19 protein-coding genes and 1 riboswitch are annotated in these 19,071 nt (G+C 72.2%); of the genes, 3 read left to right on the forward strand and 16 right to left on the reverse strand.

Annotated features, from left to right (window positions below; all coding sequences use genetic code 11):
- Window positions 1–550 precede the first annotated feature (550 nt).
- From AB0881_RS39320 to AB0881_RS39385, 14 genes are all read right to left on the reverse strand, one after another.
- Window positions 551–907, reverse strand: coding sequence for a hypothetical protein (locus tag AB0881_RS39320; protein ID WP_366625665.1), 357 nt, complete (start codon window positions 905–907; stop codon window positions 551–553).
- 48 nt (window positions 908–955) lie between these two features.
- Complete coding sequence (locus AB0881_RS39325; protein ID WP_366625667.1) at window positions 956–1,549, reverse strand: phospholipid scramblase-related protein; 594 nt, start codon at window positions 1,547–1,549, stop codon at window positions 956–958.
- Between the two features lie 80 nt (window positions 1,550–1,629).
- Window positions 1,630–2,220, reverse strand: coding sequence for a phospholipid scramblase-related protein (locus tag AB0881_RS39330; RefSeq protein WP_366625669.1), 591 nt, complete (start codon window positions 2,218–2,220; stop codon window positions 1,630–1,632).
- A gap of 91 nt (window positions 2,221–2,311) precedes the next feature.
- Window positions 2,312–3,943: a chaperonin GroEL gene (gene groL / locus AB0881_RS39335; protein ID WP_366625671.1), complete on the reverse strand. Its 1,632-nt coding sequence runs from the start codon at window positions 3,941–3,943 to the stop codon at window positions 2,312–2,314.
- Between the two features lie 565 nt (window positions 3,944–4,508).
- The gene (locus tag AB0881_RS39340; protein WP_366625672.1) at window positions 4,509–4,952 is read right to left on the reverse strand and encodes a hypothetical protein; all 444 of its coding nucleotides are present in this window, start codon (window positions 4,950–4,952) and stop codon (window positions 4,509–4,511) included.
- A 26-nt stretch (window positions 4,953–4,978) separates the two neighbouring features.
- Window positions 4,979–5,644, reverse strand: coding sequence for a hypothetical protein (locus tag AB0881_RS39345; protein WP_366625674.1), 666 nt, complete (start codon window positions 5,642–5,644; stop codon window positions 4,979–4,981).
- A 59-nt stretch (window positions 5,645–5,703) separates the two neighbouring features.
- Window positions 5,704–6,366: a response regulator transcription factor gene (locus AB0881_RS39350; RefSeq protein WP_366625676.1), complete on the reverse strand. Its 663-nt coding sequence runs from the start codon at window positions 6,364–6,366 to the stop codon at window positions 5,704–5,706.
- Entirely contained in the window at window positions 6,354–8,300 is a 1,947-nt protein-coding gene (locus AB0881_RS39355; RefSeq protein ID WP_366625678.1) for a histidine kinase, read from the reverse strand. Before AB0881_RS39355 ends, AB0881_RS39350 begins: the two co-directional genes overlap by 13 nt.
- Window positions 8,301–8,373: 73 nt before the next feature.
- A complete protein-coding gene (locus AB0881_RS39360) occupies window positions 8,374–8,646 on the reverse strand; it encodes a hypothetical protein (protein WP_366625679.1) in 273 nt (90 codons plus the stop codon).
- 25 nt (window positions 8,647–8,671) lie between these two features.
- Entirely contained in the window at window positions 8,672–8,872 is a 201-nt protein-coding gene (locus AB0881_RS39365) for a cold-shock protein (RefSeq protein WP_366625681.1), read from the reverse strand.
- 175 nt (window positions 8,873–9,047) lie between these two features.
- Window positions 9,048–9,671, reverse strand: a complete 624-nt coding sequence (locus AB0881_RS39370) for a nucleotidyltransferase domain-containing protein (protein WP_366625683.1) — start codon at window positions 9,669–9,671, stop codon at window positions 9,048–9,050.
- A gap of 84 nt (window positions 9,672–9,755) precedes the next feature.
- Window positions 9,756–10,034 (reverse strand): MoaD/ThiS family protein, encoded by a 279-nt coding sequence (locus AB0881_RS39375; protein WP_366625685.1) that lies wholly within the window; start codon window positions 10,032–10,034, stop codon window positions 9,756–9,758.
- 44 nt (window positions 10,035–10,078) lie between these two features.
- The gene (gene thrC, locus AB0881_RS39380) at window positions 10,079–11,356 is read right to left on the reverse strand and encodes a threonine synthase (protein WP_366625687.1); all 1,278 of its coding nucleotides are present in this window, start codon (window positions 11,354–11,356) and stop codon (window positions 10,079–10,081) included.
- 15 nt (window positions 11,357–11,371) lie between these two features.
- Window positions 11,372–11,511: riboswitch (SAM riboswitch) on the reverse strand.
- Between the two features lie 152 nt (window positions 11,512–11,663).
- The gene (locus AB0881_RS39385) at window positions 11,664–12,662 is read right to left on the reverse strand and encodes a cation diffusion facilitator family transporter (protein WP_366625689.1); all 999 of its coding nucleotides are present in this window, start codon (window positions 12,660–12,662) and stop codon (window positions 11,664–11,666) included.
- A gap of 116 nt (window positions 12,663–12,778) precedes the next feature.
- Here AB0881_RS39385 and AB0881_RS39390 point away from each other — a divergent pair, with 116 nt between their 5' ends.
- The gene (locus AB0881_RS39390) at window positions 12,779–14,287 is read left to right on the forward strand and encodes a trehalose-6-phosphate synthase (protein WP_366625691.1); all 1,509 of its coding nucleotides are present in this window, start codon (window positions 12,779–12,781) and stop codon (window positions 14,285–14,287) included.
- A gap of 22 nt (window positions 14,288–14,309) precedes the next feature.
- On the opposite strand, the gene AB0881_RS39395 is transcribed toward AB0881_RS39390, so the two are convergent.
- The gene (locus AB0881_RS39395; RefSeq protein WP_366625693.1) at window positions 14,310–15,347 is read right to left on the reverse strand and encodes a sulfotransferase; all 1,038 of its coding nucleotides are present in this window, start codon (window positions 15,345–15,347) and stop codon (window positions 14,310–14,312) included.
- A 136-nt stretch (window positions 15,348–15,483) separates the two neighbouring features.
- Complete coding sequence (locus AB0881_RS39400; RefSeq protein WP_366625695.1) at window positions 15,484–16,035, reverse strand: RNA polymerase sigma factor; 552 nt, start codon at window positions 16,033–16,035, stop codon at window positions 15,484–15,486.
- 56 nt (window positions 16,036–16,091) lie between these two features.
- Here AB0881_RS39400 and AB0881_RS39405 point away from each other — a divergent pair, with 56 nt between their 5' ends.
- A complete protein-coding gene (locus AB0881_RS39405) occupies window positions 16,092–18,242 on the forward strand; it encodes a serine/threonine-protein kinase (RefSeq protein WP_366625697.1) in 2,151 nt (716 codons plus the stop codon).
- 141 nt (window positions 18,243–18,383) lie between these two features.
- On the forward strand, window positions 18,384–18,968 hold the full coding sequence (locus AB0881_RS39410; protein WP_366625699.1) for a PadR family transcriptional regulator: 585 nt from the start codon (window positions 18,384–18,386) through the stop codon (window positions 18,966–18,968).
- The last annotated feature ends 103 nt before the right edge of the window (window positions 18,969–19,071 follow it).

Genomic DNA, 19,071 nt, shown 5'->3' on the forward strand with positions numbered 1-19,071 from the left:
GTGGCCACGGGGTGGTCCGGTCACCAATGAACCGGACCGATAAAGGCACTGGCTTTTAACACGCTGTTGAGTTCTCAAGAAACGGACACCCACCGTACCGGATCCGCTTTCGCGTATCCCGCCCCGGGGCGACTTTTCTTACTTTATCAGATCCGCCCGGTCTGTCAATTTCGGGCTTTTCCGATTGCCGTTCCGGTTCCGCTTGCGCGGTTCCTTCCGGGCGATGTCTCTATTTCATCAGATTCGGCTCGTTTGTCAAAACGGCGCCTTTTCCGATGCCATCTTCGGATCGAGGGCATGGCAGAGCCACACCGGCTTGATCGTGGATGGTGTCCCGCGGGCCGGCCGCCGTGACGGCGTCCTGGTCCCCTGCGGGGCGAAGTGAACAGTATGCCCAACGGGGGGTGACGTCAAACCGGCAGGCGTGTTCCCGGCGGAAGTCGTTCACGGCTCGTTGGGCGGTGCCCCCTGTGACCTCGGGTTTCTCGGGTAAGGGGGCTCAGGTCACAACTTGCTCAACGAACGGCGGCGCGGAACGTTCCCGGGGTGATCACGGCTTGGCGATGTATCCGCCGACGAAGACGATGCCTTCCGCGAGGATCCATAGAGCTGCCGCACAGGTAAGAAGGGCGTCGAGCCGGGCGGGGTGGCGCCGTACGCGCGGCAGGGCCCAGGAGGTCAGGACGATCATCGCGGCCAGCGCGGCGGGCGGAACGGAGAACAGGATCGCCGTCCGGACGGCGTCGGCGCACTCGCCGCCCAGTGCCCCAGCGTCGGCGCAGAAGGCCGCTTCGCCCCAGCCGCCGGCGGTCGAGAAGGCCCAGAGGGCGGCCAGCAGGCAGTTCGCGACCGTCGGAAGGGCCGGTGAGATCCACCAGCCGCTCATGCGCTCGGGGGTGACCTGCACGAACGGAACGTACCTCGCCGGGGTGCGCGGCGGAAAGACCCCACGCCCTCAGGTGATGTCCTTCGACTCGTGGAGGAACATGTCCATGGCGATCGCCGTGGTGACGACCAGGGTGCGGAGCGGCTCGGGCACCGGGTCGTCGATCTCCACCGTGTACTTGTCGGCCGTCGTCAGCAGGTGGGTGGCGATGCCGGCCCACTTCTTGCGGACGTGCCCGACCCGGCGGCCCTCGGTGTCCTTGACGGTGAAGTTGTTGCGGGCCAGGTCGACGGTGATGTCGCCGATCGTCTTGTCGTCGCCGTCGAGCAGGACGTAGCGGCGGCCGACGCGTTCGGTACGGAACGTGCCCACGAGCCCCCCGTCGGGGCGGGCGACCGTGGTGCGCATCCGCCCCTCCTCCTTGTCGACGACCAGGAGCGGCGTCTCGTCCTCGGGGGTCACCAGGAGGACGGCGCGGGCGTGCAGTTCCGACTTGCCGGGGAAGTAGGTGCGCAGCCGCTCGCTGCGGGCGCGCTCACCGATCTGGTCGGCCAGGGCCAGGAGCGTGCCGTCCCCGTCCATGACGCGGTACTGCGATCTGGCGAACGGGCCCCGGCGCGGCTGTTCGACCCTGAACGTGGAAGAACTGAACGGCTCGCTCATGCATTCTCCCGGCCTCGTCGTGTGCGCTGCACCATCATGCCGAGGCCCCACCGTACGCGAAAGGTCCCGGCGAATCGGGATCAACCACCGATGGGCCAGTCCTTGCTCTCGTACAGCATCAGGTCGATCGCGATCGGGGCGGCGGCCACCAGGACGCGGAGCGGGTCGTACAGCGGCTGGAAGATCTCGACCGTGTACCGGTCGGCCGTGGTCAGCATCTCGGTGGCGAGGCCCTTCCACTTCTTGTCGAGCTGCGCGACGTGGGCGCCGTGGCCGTCCAGGACCCGGAACCTCCGGGCGAGGCGGTTGCCGTCCAGCTTGCCCACCGGGCGCTCCGCCGCGTCCAGCAGGTTGAAACGGTGCTGGAAGCGGCCCACCCGCAGCGACCCGATCAGGCCGCCGTGCGGCGTGCTCACCCACGTGGCGCGCGTGCCGTCCCGCTCAAGGGCCAGCAGCGGCGCGCCCTGCGCGTTCTCGACGTAGACGGTGCGGCGCCGGCCGCCGTCGCCGAGGACCGACCTGAACGCCTGGCGGAGCTTCGGCACGTCCTGCTCGGCGACCTTAGCGAGCAGGGTGCCGCGGCCGTCGTACACCTTGTAGCGGGCACGCACGCCGGGAGGGACGCGCGGTTGCTCGACACGCAGCACCGGCGAGCTGAACAGATCGGTCATGGGCGGCATCATGCCAGCCGCCACCGACACCCGGACAGCCGAAAGGGGCGGTCCCGGAGGACCGCCCCTTGAGGCTCACGGGAGCGATGGATCAGAAGTCCATGCCGCCCATGTCGGGCGCACCGCCACCGGCGGCGGCAGCGGCCTTCTCCGGCTTCTCGGCGATGACGGCCTCGGTGGTCAGGAACAGCGCGGCGATCGACGAGGCGTTCTGCAGCGCGGACCGGGTCACCTTGGCCGGGTCGAGAATCCCGGCCTCGAACATGTTGACGTACTCGCCGGAGGCGGCGTTCAGTCCCTCACCCGGGGTCAGGTTGCGGACCTTCTCCACCACGACGCCGCCCTCGAGGCCGGCGTTGACGGCGATCTGCTTCAGCGGCTCCTCCAGAGCGCGCTTGACGATCGCGGCACCGGTGGCCTCGTCGCCGGCGAGCTCCAGCTTGTCGAACGCGGGGATGCCGGCCTGCAGCAGCGCGACGCCACCACCGGGGACGATGCCCTCCTCGACCGCGGCCTTGGCGTTGCGGACGGCGTCCTCGATGCGGTGCTTGCGCTCCTTGAGCTCCACCTCGGTGGCGGCACCGGCCTTGATCACCGCGACACCGCCGGCGAGCTTGGCCAGCCGCTCCTGCAGCTTCTCGCGGTCGTAGTCGGAGTCGGTGGCGTCGATCTCGGTACGGATCTGGTTGACCCGGCCCGCGATCTCGTTGGCGTCACCGGCGCCGTCGACGATCGTGGTCTCGTCCTTGGCCACCACGACCTTGCGGGCGCGGCCCAGCATGTCGAGGGTGGTGTTCTCCAGCTTGAGGCCCACGTCCTCGGAGATGACCTGGCCACCGGTCAGGGTGGCGATGTCACCGAGCATGGCCTTGCGGCGGTCACCGAAGCCGGGCGCCTTGACGGCGACCGACTTGAAGATCCCGCGGATCTTGTTGACGACCAGGGTCGCCAGGGCCTCGCCCTCGACGTCCTCGGCGATGATCAGCAGCGGCTTGCCGGACTGCATGACGCCCTCGAGGACGGGCAGCAGGTCCTTGTTGGCCGACGCCTTGCCCTGAACGATCAGGATGTACGGGTCCTCCAGGACCGCTTCCATCCGCTCAGGGTCGGTGACGAAGTACGGCGAAATGTAGCCCTTGTCGAAGCGCATGCCCTCGGTGAGCTCGAGCTCGAGCCCGAAGGTGTTGCTCTCCTCGACGGTGATGACGCCTTCCTTGCCGACCTTGTCCATCGCCTCGGCGATCATCTCGCCGATCTGCGGGTCGCCGGCGGAGATGGAGGCCGTGGAGGCGATCTGCTCCTTGGTCTCCACGTCCTTGGCCAGCTTGGACAGCTCCTCGCTGACCCGCTCGACGGCCGCCTCGATGCCCTTCTTCAGGGACATCGGGTTGGCGCCGGCGGCGACGTTGCGCAGGCCCTCGCGTACCAGGGCCTGGGCCAGGACGGTCGCGGTCGTCGTGCCGTCACCGGCGACGTCGTCCGTCTTCTTGGCGACCTCCTTGACGAGCTCCGCGCCGATCTTCTCCCACGCGTCCTCGAGCTCGATCTCCTTGGCGATCGACACACCGTCGTTGGTGATCGTGGGGGCGCCCCACTTCTTCTCCAACACCACGTTGCGACCCTTGGGACCAAGGGTGACCTTCACGGCGTCGGCGAGCTGGTTCATACCGCGCTCCAGGCCGCGGCGGGCCTCCTCGTCGAACGCGATCATCTTTGCAGCCATAGGCTCCAGTCCTCCCGGAACAAGGTGGCCATGAAGGATCGAGCCGACGCCCGCGACGGACGACCTCCCCGACGGCTGCCATTCCGCCGCCGGACTGAGGCCTCATCGCCCCGATCCAGACTGTGGGATTGTCACTCTCCACAGCAGAGTGCCAACCATTGGTTTAGCACTCTACCCCGTCGAGTGCAAGCGCCGAACATCCCGCTCCAGGTCAGGGTCGTCCACCTCACCGGATCCTCCTGATCAGGGAGTGAACACCGGGGAACTCCTCCGGAGATGTGCCGCCGCGATCCACCGCCTGCCGCCATCCGTCGCCAGTCGCGGCACGCAGGCCCGAGGGTGAGCACTGCCGGAGGCGCTCTGTTCCGAGTGCCCCGCGCGGGCTGCAGGATCCCCGGAGCCTGACCCGGCGCGGCACAATCACGGAACGGACGGCCCCTTCGTGCAGGGTGGGGCCGCCCGTTCGCAGGTCAGGGGATATCTGCACCCTGCCGAGTGCGAGCGCCGGACATCTCGCTCCGGGTCGGTGTCGTGCACATCGCCGGATGCATCCACCAGCGGCGCTTCAGAGGGCGATGGGGCGGTGGGCGAGGATCCGGGTGGCGATCTCGTCGGGGTCTTCGGGGGCGGACGGGCCGAAGATGAGGTCGGCGGCGTTCGGGTCGGAGACGCTCGACTCCAGGACGAGCAGGTAGTGGTCGGTCTCGTGGTCGGCGGCCTGGATCCGGCGGACGATCTCCGCGAGTTCGGCGCGGGTGATGTCGGCGACCCGTGGATGTGCCGGGCGGGCGGCCTCCTTGGCGAACTCCGTGAGAGTCCGCCGGTCGTGGTACTCCGTGAAGTCGTGCACGCCGTAGGCGTGTCCGGTCGCCTCGTTGAAGGCCGCGATCTCCGCGGCGGCCGGTTCGCCGCGTCTCAGCCGGTCCTCGATGCGTTCGATCTCGCGGGCCAGTTCCGCCAGCCGGGCGGGGGCGACGGGCGGGGGCAGGAGTTCGGGACGCAGGTCCATGTGCGCATCGTGGCATGGACGGACGTTCACCCGGCGGGACGGGCGTAGGCCAGGCCGGCGGCGGCGAAGGCCGCGGCGAGCAGGAGCCAGCCGAGGGCGTTGAGCGGCATGGCGGCGAGACCGCCGAGCAGGATGAGCGGGAACGAGGCCAGGAGCGCCGCGGCGGCCCAGCGCGGGACCTGGCGGCCGCGCCAGAGGGCGATGCCGAGGAGGAGCACGCCGAGGAACGCGAGCGGGACGAGCGCGCCGGAGCCCACCGTGGGTGCCTGGAATGTGCCGATCTCGGTGAGGATCCGTTCGCTGGTGGCGGTGTCCAGGCCCGCGTTGCGGGAGCCGACCGCGGCCGCGTCGTGGCCCGCGGCGCCGAAGCTCAGCGCGCTGAAGCCGGCGAAGGTGAGGACCAGGCCGGCCGTGCCGAGGCGGGGCGAGCCGCGGCGGGCGACCAGGCCGGTGACGATCGCGCCCGCCCCCGCGGTGAGCGCGAACAGCAGCAGCATCCACAGGGACAGTTGGAGCCGTCCCATGCTCGACGCCGCCGCGGGGATCCAGTCGGCCGGCTCGTCGGCCACGTGGTAGGGCACCGCCAGGGCCCAGCCGGCCATCGCCAGCGGGCCGATCGGGGCCAGCAGGCCCAGCGCGCGGCGGGCGGGCGCGGTCGCCGTCGCGGCGGGGGTCACCGTCGTCGTGGTCATGGGGTCTCTCCTCGTCGGGGCCCCGGTGCGGGCCGTTCCGACGACGCTAAGAGCCGCGGCTATGCGGGCACATCCGAGCCAGCACCGGTTTCGCCGCGCAGCCAGGCCAGGGCGGCGCGGACGCGCCGGTTGTGCTCGGTGTCGGGCGGCAGCCGGAGCTTGGTGAAGATCGAGCCGAGGTGGGAGTCCACGGTGCGCTCGGAGATGAACAGCCGGCCGGCGATCGCCGCGTTGCTCCACCCCTGGGCCAGCAGGCTCAGCACCTCGCGCTCGCGCGCGGTGAGCCCGCCGGGGCCGGCGCCGCCGATGTAGTGGTCGATCACCTGGGCGTCGATGGCCGTCCCGCCGGCGGCGACGCGCCGGACCGCGGCCGTGAAGTCGTCGATGTCGAGCACCCGGTCCTTGAGCAGGTAGCCGAACCTCGCCGGACGATCGGCCGCCAGCCGCAGCGCCAGCGCCGGTTCGACGATGTGCGAGAGCACGACCACGCCCAGGTCCGGGAAGCGGTCGCGCAGCAGCAGCACCGCCCGGGCGCCCTCGTCCGTGAACGTCGGCGGCATCCGCACGTCGGCCACCACCAGGTCCGGCCGTTCGGCGACGACCGCGGTCACCAGCGCCGCGCCGTCCCCGACCTCGGCGGCGACCTCGATGCCGTCCTGCGCCAGCATCCTGGCGATCCCCTGCCGCAGCAGGACGAGATCCTCGGCGATCACGACTCGCACGGCAGCACCACCTCCAGGACCGTGCCGTGCGGCCGGCGGTCGCTGACGACGAGCCGGCCGCCGGCCGCTCCGACGCGTTCGGCGAGCCCGCGCAGGCCGGTGCCCGCGCGCAGGTCGGCACCGCCGCGCCCGTCGTCGGTGACGGTCACTTCCGCGCGTCCGCCGCCGGCGGTGACGTCGACCGTGATGGCGCGGGCGCCGGCGTGCTTCAGCGCGTTGGTGACCGCCTCGCAGACCACCAGGTACGCGACGGTCTCGACCTGCGGCGGCAGCCGTTCCGCCGGCACGCTGAGCCGTACCGGGACGGGCATCGCGCCGGTCAGCTCGCCCAGTGCGGTACGGAGCCCGTGCCGGCTCAGCGTCTCGGGCGCGTTCCCCGTGGCGAGCGAGCGCAGTTCGTCCATCGCCGCGGCCAGTCTTTCCGCCGCGTCGGTCAGGACGAGCTGCGCCTGCGCGTCGGCCAGCTCGCGCTGCGCCATCCGCAGTTCCAGGGCGAGGGCGAGCAGCCTGCCCTGGACGCCGTCGTGGAGGTCGCGCTCCAGGCGCCGGCGCTCTCCCGCCGCGGCCGCCTCGGCCCGTCCGGCCTGCTCGCGCACAGCCAGTTCGAGGGCGGCCTGGCGGGCCGGCACGCGGATCTCGGCGATGCCGCCCTCGGCGTCCACGGCTTCGCCCGCGTACTGGAGGTAGCCGTCGGTGCCGATCGGTACCGCGTCCGGCGGGGGTTCGGGGGCGGCGCTTCCGTCGGCGTACGCCCAGCCGCCTTCGGGCAGCCGGAGCGCCAGGCGCGCCGCCGGGTCGTCCAGCGCGGTACGCAGGATCCGCTGTACGGTCTCCGCCGGCCACCGGAGGCCGTCGCCGGCCTCGGCCTCGCGGACCAGGCGTGCGGTGCGCGCCCTGACCGGGTCGGCGCGCAGTACGAGAGCGCGCGTCAGGCGCCGCCTGATCGGGGCGAGGAGGGCGGCGACGGCCAGCGTGGCGAGGACGACCGGGAGCACGGCGCCCGCTCCGAGCCGGTCGCCGGCGATGGCGCCCGCCGCGGCGGCGACGATCGCGAACAGCGTTCCGAGCAGGACGCTGAGCGCCGGCGCCAGCAGCCGTACCAGGGCCGCTCCACGCGGCCGCAGGACCGCCGCCAGCCCGAGCGGGCACAGGACGAACGGCAGGCAGAACGCGACCGCGAGGGCCGCCTCGCCGGCCGGCACCGACAGGACCCCGGCCGAGAACGCCATGAGCCCGGCCAGCACGCAGAGCAGGATCGTCGTGATCGGCACCATCGACACGACGGCGGTGACCAGCAGCCGGTGCCGCGCCGCGCCCCGCGCCGCCGGGACCGCCCGCCACAGGACGACGGGCCCCGCCAGCACGGTCGCCATCCAGGGAAGCGCCGCCGCGCCCGCCACCGCCGCGGCGGCGGGCGATGCCCAGAGCGGGGCGATGTGCCCGTACGGCTCGCCCGCCGGCAGGGTCAGCACTGCCAGCAGGGCGTAAGCGGCGACGTAGCCGAGCATCGCCCCTTCCCAGCGCGGGCGCCGCGGGCCGAGCCGTTCCCCGGCCGCCAGGAAGCACAGCTGCATCAGCGTGATCGGCAGGATGTACCCGGCCGCGTGCAGCGCCGTCACGATCCGGGCGGCGGCGTCGTCGTGCCGCCGCGCTCCCGCGTACTCGGCGGCGACCGCGGTCAGCAGGAGGTAGCCGAACAGTGCGGCGCCGGTGGCCGCCACCCTGCGCCCGACGCGCCGTTCGCCTCCGCGGGCGAGATCAGTGGCCGCGAAGTGGCAGGTGAGTGCCGCGGCGGCGAGCGGGACGACGAGTACCGGGCTGTTCCCGCCGTAGCGGAATCCGGCCGCGTACGTGCCGATCGCGGCCGTACCCGCCGCGACCGTCGCACCGGCCGCGGCCGCGCCGCGCAGCGCCGGCCACCCGGTCCCGCCCATGGGGTGATGATGGCAGCGCGGCCCGCGCGAGGGAATCGGTGCAGGCACCTACACCGCCCGCGCCGTCATGGGCTCAGGGTTCCTCGACGAGGCCCATCGAGAAGGCGAACGACTCGATGAACTCCCGGTACGCGGGATCGGTCTCCTCCGCCGCCTGGACGGCCAGCTCGGCGATGAGGCGCTGCCGGTCGGCCTCGCCCAGCCGGTTGAGGAGGTGGGCGGCGTACTCCGTCTGCTTCAGCGCCGTCCGGTCGTCCAGTACGGAGTCGGCGCACGTCTCGAAGAACCACGTGTACGCGATGACGGACTTGAGGAGTTGCCCGACCAGGTCTGGGGATTCGTCCACTCCGGCATATTGCCAGGTGGGCGGGTCAGAGCGTGCGTACGGAGTCGGCCTGCGGGCCGCGGTCGCTCTGGGTGATCTCGAACTCGACCCGCTGCCCCTGTTCGAGGCTGCGGTAGCCGTCCATCTGAATGGCCGAGTAGTGGACGAAAACGTCCCGGCCGCCGTCCACCGCGATGAAGCCGTAGCCCTTATCCGCGTTGAACCACTTGACTGTGCCCTGAGCCATTTACCTGAACCTGCCGCTCGTCCCGTGGCCCCGGCCACGGTTGGTGCGGGCCCCGCCCCTTCTATCGCGAGGCCCGGCGACCAGGGGCCGCGCACGCGCGCGGTCTGCGGGGACCGTGCCGGGCGCGGCGTGATCGGGGTCGACCATATAGGCGGCCTGGGAGGGACGACAGCCCTTATGACCGAAGACCGGACGGCCGGTAATGGTCACGATCGGACGCTCGCACCAGGGGAAGCACTTCTTCCTCCAGTCGCCGGGATATGCGTGACCCGTAGCGCGTCTCCAGGCGGTTCCTGGCGCGTACGAACCGTTCCGCCGCTTCTTCGAGGGAGAGCGGTAGCGCTTCGATTCCAAGGGGTTGCAGAAGGTGGTGGCTCATCTTCAGGAGTTCGCCGCGCACACGGTCGGTCATACCGTGGTGACGCTTACTGACGAGCCACAGTGTCCAGTCCCAGAAGTGCGCGTTTATCGCCGGAAGGGTGTCGGGGCCGACGCGCCAGGGCGGGTTCCAGCTGCGCGGTACGTCCGGGAAGATGAGGTCGACCTTGACCGGTCCGGGAAGGACGAGCAGATAGCTTTCGGCGTCGCCGAGCGGGTCCCATTGGGCGGCGAGGGGTTCGTACGGGGCGACCAGGCCGGGCAGGGCGGCGGCCACTTCTCCGAAGTCCTCGGCGGTGACGTGAAAGTCCCAGTCGGACAGTTCGGTGGCGGTGCCGCGCGCGCGGGACCCGATGAGTTCGACCCGTGTCACTCCCGGATGCGCCTCAACCGCCTCCGCAATATCCTCCGCTGTCCCCATGCAAAACCTCTTACCCGGGCCTAGCAGGGCAAAGCCCCCTTTTCCCGTGCTTTACCGGGAAAAGGGGGCTGGAAGCGTGCCGGGTCAGCCGCCGGCGACCGCGGGAATGATCGACACCTGCGCGCCCTCGGGCGTCGCGGTGTCGAGCCCGTCGGCGAACCGGACGTCCTCGTCGCCCACGTACACGTTCACGAAGCGCCGGATCTTGCCGTTGTCGTCCAGGACGCGGGCCGCGATCCCGGGGTGGTTGGCCTCCAGGTCGGCCACCACCGCGCGCAGCGTGGCGCCCTCGGCCTTCACCTCCGCCGCGCCGCCGGTCAGCGGCCGCAGGATCGTCGGGATCCGCACGGAAACGGTGCTCATGCTTCTCGCTCCAAGATGCTGGGTCGGTCGTACGGGCGGTTCGTTCAGGCGAGGCCGGCGGCCCGGAAGGCCTCCAGCGACGGCGCGATGTTCGCGCCCGGCGCCACGTGCGAGGAGACCGCGTCCAGGGTCTTGAGGCCGTCCCCGGAGTTGATGATCACGGTCTCGGCGGACGGGTCGAGCGCGCCGCCGTTCACCAGCTTGCGCAGGGTCGCCACGGTGACGCCGCCGGCCGTCTCGCCGAAGATGCCCTCCGTGCCGGCCAGCAGGCGGATGCCCTCGACCACTTCCTCGTCGGTGACGTCCTCCACCGCGCCGCCGGTGCGCCGGACGACGTCCAGCACGTACGGGCCGTCCGCCGGGTTCCCGATGGCCAGCGACTTGGCGATGGTGGCCGGCTTGACCGGCCGGACGACGTCGTGCCCGGCCTTGAACGCCGCCGACACCGGATCGCAGCCCGCGGCCTGCGCGCCGAACACCTTGTACGGCTTGTCCTCGACCAGGCCGAGCTTGATGAACTCCTGGAACGCCTTATCGATCTTCGTCAGCTGGGAGCCGGACGCGACCGGGATCACGATCTGGTCGGGCAGCCGCCAGCCGAGCTGCTCGGCGATCTCGTACCCGAGGGTCTTGGAGCCCTCGGCGTAGTACGGCCGGACGTTGACGTTCACGAACGCCCAGTCCTCCTGCTCGCCCGCGATCTCCGAGGCCAGCCGGTTGACGTCGTCGTAGTTGCCGTCCACGGTGACGAACGTGCCGCCGTACACCGCGGTCGTGATGATCTTCTGCTGCTCCAGGTCGGACGGCACGAACACCGCGCTGCGGATGCCCGCGCGCGCCGCGGCCGCCGCGACCGCGTTGGCGAGGTTGCCGGTGGACGGGCAGGCCAGCACCTTGAAGCCCAGCTCGCGCGCCGCGGCCAGCGCCACCGCGACCACGCGGTCCTTGAACGAGTGGGTCGGGTTGCCGCTGTCGTCCTTCACCCAGAGCCGTTCGAGGCCGAGCGACTCGGCGAGGTGGTCGGCCCGCACCAGGCGGGTCAGTCCCGGCTCGGTGTTGGGCGTGCCGGCGACCGACGCGGGCACCGGCAGGAGCCCGCGGTAGCGCCAGATGTTGCGCGGTCCCGCCTCGATGGAGGAACGGGTGACCCCCGCGAAGTCGTACGCGATCTCCAGGGGGCCGAAACACTCTTCGCAGGCGTAGAACGGGCCGAGCGGGCGGCTGTGGCCGCACTCGCGGCAGACCAGTGCGGTCGCGGGCCCGAGGTCGGGGGCGGGGTCGGGGGCGGTGCGGTGGGTGTCGTCGGCAGGCGTGATTGCCATGGAGCGAGGCCTTTCTCCCCATCTTTCCTGTGCCACCTTGGTCACAGGCCGGAGTTGGCACCATCTCCTGGCCGGCCTCGCAGGATCGCGAGCGCGTGAGCCAGGTGGTTGCCGGGGCTTCGTCGGGCCGGTCCCTCCACCCCTCTGGATGAGCGTTATTAAGTTGTCTACCGCACGAAGTATCGCGCTGTATGCGTGACTTTACATGATCTGACCGGTTGCCGGACAGCCGGGTCTCGCCGGTTGAGACGTTACCCAACCCCGCCCTTGATCATTCTTACGGGCTTGCCCCGTTCCGGGCGGGTTCCTAACGCCGCAGGTCAGGCGCCCGTACGGCACCGGAACGGGGACGGCGGAACGCGCCGCGCCGCGGGGGCCGGGGCTCCGGTCCGCTCTGCGTCGGATCCAGGAAGACGTGGCGGACGAGCGGCACGCGCTCCTGGAGGCGGCGGTCGATGTCGCCCGCGATGTCCTCGGCCTGGTCGGCGCTGATGGCGTCGGAGAAGTTGACCTTGGCGGCGACCAGGATGTCGTCGGGACCGAAGTGCATGGTGAACAGCTCCTCGACGCCGGTGACGCCGGCGGTGGCGGAGATCTCCCTACGGATCTCGCGCTGCACGTCCGGCGCCACGGACTGGCCGATCAGCAGGCTGCGGCTGTCGCGGCCGAGGGCGAACGCGACCACCACCAGAAGCAGGCCGATCATGACGGAGGCGAGGCCGTCCCAGAACGGGGACCCGGTGATCTCGCGCAGCGCCAGCCCGGCGGCGGCGAAGACGAGCCCGATCATCGCGGCGCTGTCCTCGAACAGGGCCGCCTTGAACGTGACGTCGGGCGTCTCTCGGACGTGCTCGACGAGGCCCTGGCCGTTGTCGCGGGTCTCGCGGCGGGCCTGCGTCCAGGCGCGCACCCAGGAGGTGCCCTCCAGCAGCGCGGCGATCCCGAGGACGGTGAACGCGAGCCAGACCTGCTCGCCGCCGCCGACCTCCTTGCCGGTGATCGTCAGGATCCCCTCGAAGATCGAGTAGCCGCCGCCCGCGACGAAGATCCCGAACGCGGCGAGCAGCGACCAGAAGTAGCGCTCGTTGCCGTACCCGAACGGGTGCCGGTGGTCGGGCGGGCGGGCGCTGCGCCGCAGCGAGGCGAGCAGGAAGCCCTGGTTGAGGGTGTCGGCGACCGAGTGGGCGCCCTCGGCCATCATCGCGCTCGATCCGGAGAGCACGCCCGCCACCAGCTTGGTGACCGCCAGGATCAGGTTGGCCGTCCCCGCCACGAGGACCGTCTTGGTGGTCTCGGCTCTGCTCATCCGCGCTCGGTACCCGCGGACCTCCCGGCTAACCGGGGCCGCGGATCCACGCGGTTCCACGGGGATTCACCCGGGTCACTTTGATGCGCCCCGATCCCAACTGAGACCCTGCCGGTATGAGCCAAGTGCTGCTGGCGTCCAACCGGGGTCCGGTGTCGTTCGCGCGGGCCGATGACGGCACGCTGACCATGCGGCGCGGGGCCGGCGGGCTGGTGTCCGGCCTGGCCGGGGTGACCGGCGCCGGCGGCGATCCGGGCGGCCGGGGCGTCGCGGCCGGGACCGTACCGGCCGGGGACGGGCACGCGGACGCCGCGCCCGAGGTGCTGTGGGTGTGCGCGGCCCTCGGCGACGCCGACCGGGAGGCGGCGCGGCGGGCCCCGGACGGGCGGCTGGACCTGGCCGGGCACGACATCGGCGGGTCCGCGGTGCGGATGCTCGACATCCCCGCGGCGACGTTCCACCGGGCGTACAACGCGGTGGCCAACTCGACGCTGTGGTTCGTCCACCACCTGCTGTACGACACGCCGCGGGCGCCGCACTTCGACGCGCGGGCGCGGCGGGACTGGCAGTCGTACGAGGCGTACAACGCGGCGTTCGCGGACGCGCTGGCGCGGGACGCGGCGAGCGGCGCCAAGGCCGCGATCCAGGACTACCACCTGTCGCTGGCGCCGCGGATGCTGCGCGACCGGCGCCCGGACCTCAGGATCGTCCACTTCTCGCACACGCCGTGGGCGCCGCCCGAGTACTTCCGGCTGCTGCCCGACGACATCGGCGAGCAGGTCCTGGACGGCATCCTGGGCGCCGACCACGCCGCGTTCCTCACCGAGCGGTGGGCCGGGGCGTTCCTGGACTGCTGCGCCGCGCTGCTGCCCGGCGCGAAGGTGGACCGCGCGGCCCGCACGGTCGCCCGGGGCGGGCACGTCACCACGGTCGGCGTGTACGGGCTGGGCGTCGACGGGGACGCGCTGCGCCGCCGGGCCGCCGAGCCGGACGTGGCCGAACGGGCGCGGGCGCTGCGCGAGCAGGTCGGCGACCGGAAGCTGATCGTGCGGATCGACCGCACGGAGCTGTCCAAGAACATCGTGCGCGGGCTGGCCGCGTACCGGGAGATGCTCGTCAACCATCCCGAGTGGCGCGGGCGGGTGGTGCAGCTGGCGTTCGCGTACCCGTCGCGGCACGACCTGCCGGAGTACCGCGACTACACCGAGGCGGTGCGGGAGGCGGCGGCGCGGATCACCGAGGAGTTCGGGACGCCGGACTGGGACCCGCTGATCCTCCAGGTGGCCGACGACTACCCACGCTCGCTGGCCGCGTACGGGATGGCGGACGTGCTGCTGGTCAACCCGATCCGCGACGGGATGAACCTGGTCGCCAAGGAGGGGCCGGTCCTGTCGGGGAACGGCTGCGCGCTGGTGCTGTCGCGGGAGGCCGGCGCGGCGGCGGAGCTGGGCGAGGACGCGCTGCTGATCAACCCGTACGACGTGTCGCAGACGGCGGAGGCGCTGCACCAGGCGCTGCTGATGCCGCGCGAGAAGCGCGCCGAGCGGTGCGCGCGGCTGACGGCGGCGGCGACCGCGATGCCGCCGCAGCGGTGGTTCGCCGAGCAGCTCGCCGCGCTGGGCTGAACGCCCGGGAGGCGCGGGCGTTCTACGGCGAGGCCGGGTACGGGTCGGGCTCCAGCAGGCTGTGGACGGGGTTGGGCTCGTACCGGCGCTGCCACCGGTCCTTCAGCTCGGCCTTGCGCAGCGCGGCCCGGCGGTGGGCGGCGACCTTGGCGAGCCGGGCGAGCTGCCGGGCGCCGGGGCGGGCGGCGATGTCGCTGGGCTCGTAGCCGTACTCGCCGAGCCGGTCGCCGAACGCGGCCTCGGCCAGCCCGATCTCCCACGGCTCCAGGCGCTGCGCCCAGGAGCCGATGCGGCTCCGGCTGACCGCCGACCGGGTCCGGTCGTGCCACTTCTTCTGCTTCGGCACGGTCCGTTCGGCGATGTCCTGCGGCTCCAGCATCGCCGGGTCGAAGTCCTCGCCGAGGAACGCGCAGAGCCGGATCAGCTCGTCGGCGGGGTCGGCCACCAGCCGCTCGTACTGGAGCTCGTAGTAGGTCTCGGGGCCGAGCCGGGCCGCGAGCCGGTGGCCGATGTCGATCGACTCCCGCCAGGCGCTGACGGCGTGGTAGATGTCCTGCTTGTACCAGGGCATCTCCAGCAGGGAGGCGACGCAGTCGCGGCCGTCCCGGACGAGGTGGACGAACTGCGCGTCCGGGAACATCCGCAGCAGCGTGCCCACGTGCTTGGAGTAGCTGGGCCGCTTGTCGCCCCAGCGCGGCCTGTCGAAGCGGCGGGCGTACGCGCGGAACACCAGGCCCACGGCCGAACCCACCGTCGGCGGCCCGGCGGTGATCGCGTCGGCGACCTCCGCGGCGTCCAGGCCGAGGTCGTGGAACTTCGTCGCCTTCCGGCCGGTGATCCACTCCGCGAGCGCGCGCCTGTTGTCCCTGTCCGTCAGGTCACCGAACTCGCACCTCGCCAGATAGGCCGGGACCACGAAGCGGGTCTCGGCGGGGATCGCGATCCGGTGGTGCGAATGCAGCATCAGCTGCAGCAGGGTCGTCCCCGAGCGCGGGCATCCGATCACGAACAGCGGCCGGCCGGACGCGCCGCCCGGCCCCGCTTCACTAGCTGGTGCCATGCACGGCATGCTGGCCGACACGCCAGCGGCCCGCCCGCCGGCTGGACGCACGCTTGCCAACGCATTGCCGATGCTTGAACGCCGCCGGCCTGCGGCATTCCGCTCTCTGTACCGCCGCGCCGCGCGGCGGGACGGCTCAGGTGTAGGACTCGCCCAGCGTCTGCCGGACCTGCTTGCGCGCCTCGTGGATGCGCGACTTGACCGTGCCGAGCGGCAGCTTGAGCTGCTCGGCGATCTCGGCGTACTCCAGCTGGGACACGTCGCGCAGCACCAGCGCCTGGATGAGGTCCGGCTTGCGGGCCTCCAGGTCCTCCATCGCGTCCAGGATGTCCACCCGGGAACCGGCGATCACGCTCGTCCGGCGCGGGTCGGGGCGCTGCTGGGGCAGCTCGCCGGCCTGCTCCACCGAGCGGCGCTTGAGCGACCGGTACGTCGAGCGCGCCGAGTTGGCGACCACGACGTGCAGCCACGTACTGAATCTGGACCGGCCCTCGAACCGGTGGATGTTCCGCGCGACCTGCAGCAACGCGTCCTGGCACGCCTCCTCGGCGTCCTGCCTGCAGGGCAGGAACCGGGAGCTGTGCCGCAGCACGTCGGGCTGGATCTTGCCGAGCAGCTCGTTCAGGGCGGACTGGTCGCCCTGGGCGGCCTTGACCGCCAGCTCCTCGGTTCTCTCATCGAATGCCATCGCCGTGCCCCATGCTCGCTCGCGCACACTCCCCGTTTGTTGGGCATGATACGGGAGTGTCCTTCCCTCCAAGCGTCGGCCGTTACCGAATCGATCGGGTCCTCGGATCGGGGGCGTTCGCCTCCGTCCTGCTGGGCCATGACGAGGCGCTCGACTCGCAGGTCGCCATCAAGGTCCTGTCCGGCAGCCTCCTCGACGACCTCGACGTGCGCAATCGCTTCCTGGAGGAGGCGCGGATCCTGCGGCGGGCCGACTCGGCCCGGCTGGTCCGGGTGCACGACATCGGGGAACTGCCCGACGGGCGGCCCTACTTCGTCATGTCGTACGCCGACCGCGGCACCCTGGCCGACCGGATGCGCGAACGGCCACTTCCGGCCGCCGAGGCCATTGCGCTCGCCGAGGAGATCGCGTATGGCGTCGAGGTCATCAACACGCTCGGCGTCATCCACCGCGACCTGAAGCCGTCGAACGTGCTGTTCCAGTCGGCGCCGGACGGCGGCGAGCGGCTGCTGATCGCCGACCTCGGGCTGGCGAAGGCGCTGGCGCACGCGTCGGGCGCGTTCACGCTCCCGGTCGGCACGCCCGGGTACATGTCGCCCGAGCAGGCCCGGTTCGGCGGCGGCCTGGACGTCCGGGCCGACGTGTACGGGCTGGGCGCGCTCACGTACCACATGCTGACCGGCCGCCCGCCGGGCCCGCCGCCGGTCAAGGAGCCGCCGAGCGCGCTGCGGGACGATCTGACGCCGGCGCTCGACCAGGTCGTGCTGCGCGCCCTGGAGAGCGAGCGGGAGAAGCGCTGGCCGACCGCCGAGGCGTTCGCCGAGGCCCTCGCCACCCTGCGCCCCACCATCGCCCCCGCCGAGCGGCCCGCGCCGCCCCAGGAGGCGCCGGCCTCGCCGGGGAACCCGCCGACGCCGCCGGACCCGCGCCCGGGGCCGCCGCCGCGGGAGCCGCGGGCGGTGGAGCCCGACCAGACGATCCAGGACCAGACGATCCAGGACCAGTTCTATCCGCAGGCCGCGCCCGCCCGTTCGCAGGCCGGGCCACCGCCGCCGCCGAGTCCCGTACCGCCGGGGCCGTCCCAGAGCGGGCCGCCGCCGGGCGCGGCCGCCGGTCACGGGCGCCCCGGCCCGCCACCGCCGCGCCAGGCCGATCCGGAGCCGGCGACGATGGAGGACGGGCCGGGTCCCGAGGACGCGCAGCGCACGTCGGAGATGCGCGTGCCGCCGGGCGGGCCGCCGCAGCCGCCGCAGCCGCCGCCCGGCGCCGACCAGACGATCGTGGACCAGCCGGCCGCCGGGTACGCGGCCCCGTCCTCGCCGCCTCCTCCGGTGGGGGCCGACGACCGTACGATCGCCACCCCGCCGTTCCACGGTGCGGGCCCGCCCGGCGGCCCGCCGCCTCCGGGCGATGAGGGGAGGACGACGGTCCTGCCCGCGCAGGGCGGCCCGGGCCAGGGGCCTCCGCCGACCGGTTTCCAGCCGCCGCAGGGCGGCCAGGGAGCGCAGGGCGGGGGCGGCGGCGGCCTGAAGGACCGGCTCAAGAACGTGAAGCTGCCCGGCCGTTCCGGTGCTCCCGCCCAGGGCGGCCAGGGCGGCGACGGCAAGAAGAGCATGACGCCGCTGATCATCGCCGCGGCGGTGCTGTCGATCGCGCTGATCGGCGGCCTGGCGCTCGGCACGCTGCTGTCGGGCGACGGTGAGGAGAAGCCGAAGCAGCCGGCCGTCCCCAAGGACTTCGTGCAGCTGGCCGACGCCAGCGGCAAGATCCGGGCGGCGGTGCCGAAGGTGTGGCCGAAGGGGCAGGAGCCCACCTGGACCCCGTCGACGGTCGGGCTGGCCGACTCGCAGGCGCGGCCGGTGCTGCGGGCCACGCCGAGCGTGAACGACTTCCTCGGCAACGGCCAGACCCCCGGCGTCTTCATCGGGCTGACCACCGACGCGGGCAACGGCAAGCTGCCGCCGGCCAACGCCGCGCAGCACCCGCAGTGCACGAAGGCGAACCCGGAGAACTACACCACCCCCGACAAGGCGCTGAGCGGCACGATCACGCGGTACACCAAGTGCACGGTGGGTACGCCGACGGTCGTGGAGGTCGGGCTGCGCGACAAGGGCGGCAGGTACGGGGTGTGGATCCGGATCAAGGAGAACAACAGCCGCGACGCCACCAAGGACATCCTGAACAGCCTCAAGCTCGCCGCCCCCTGACCTGGCGGCGGACGGCCCCTCCCGTCGCCTCCGTCCCCTGAGACTCCCCCGGTGCGCCGCACCGGGGGAATTTTTTGTTGCATCGCGAGTGTTCCCGATATATCGTTAAAGCATCGCAACCGATCAGAGAAGGAGAAAGCGATGAGGTACGGATGGAACACCCCCTCCGACGAGCGCCCGCGGCGCGGCGGCCCGTTCGGCGGCCCCTGGGGCGGCGGGCCCGGTCCATGGGGCCCCGGTCACCGCGGCGGCCCGCGCGGGCGCGGCGGTCCCGGCCGGCGCACCCGGCGCGGCAACGTCCGCGCGGCCCTGCTGGCGCTGCTGAACGAGCGGCCGATGCACGGCTACGAGATGATCCAGGAACTCGACGAGCGCACCGGCGGCGTCTGGCGCCCGAGCCCCGGCTCGGTCTACCCGACGCTGCAGATGCTGGAGGACGAGGACCTCGTCACGAGCCGGGAGGACGCCGGCAAGCGGCTGTTCGAGCTGACCGCCGGCGGCCGCGAGGAGGTCGCCAGGCAGACCACCGCCCCCTGGGAGGAGGTCACCGCGGGCGCGGACGAGAACGCGCTGCGCGGGCGCGAGGCCATCGCGCAGCTCATGGGCGCGGTGCACCAGATCGCGACCGTGGGCAGCGAGAAGCAGAAGGAGCGCGGGCTGGAGGTCATCAACGACGCCCGGCGCCGCCTCTACAACATCCTGGCCGACGACCCCGAAGCCGAGTGAGCGGCACTCCGGTTTCAGGTCGCGGTCCATTTCGGCGGGCGCTTCTCGACGAAGGCGCGGGCGCCTTCCTTGGCGTCCGCTGATTCCCGTACGGGATTGACGT

Source organism: Spirillospora sp. NPDC029432, assembly GCF_040703975.1.
GTDB lineage: Bacteria > Actinomycetota > Actinomycetes > Streptosporangiales > Streptosporangiaceae > Spirillospora.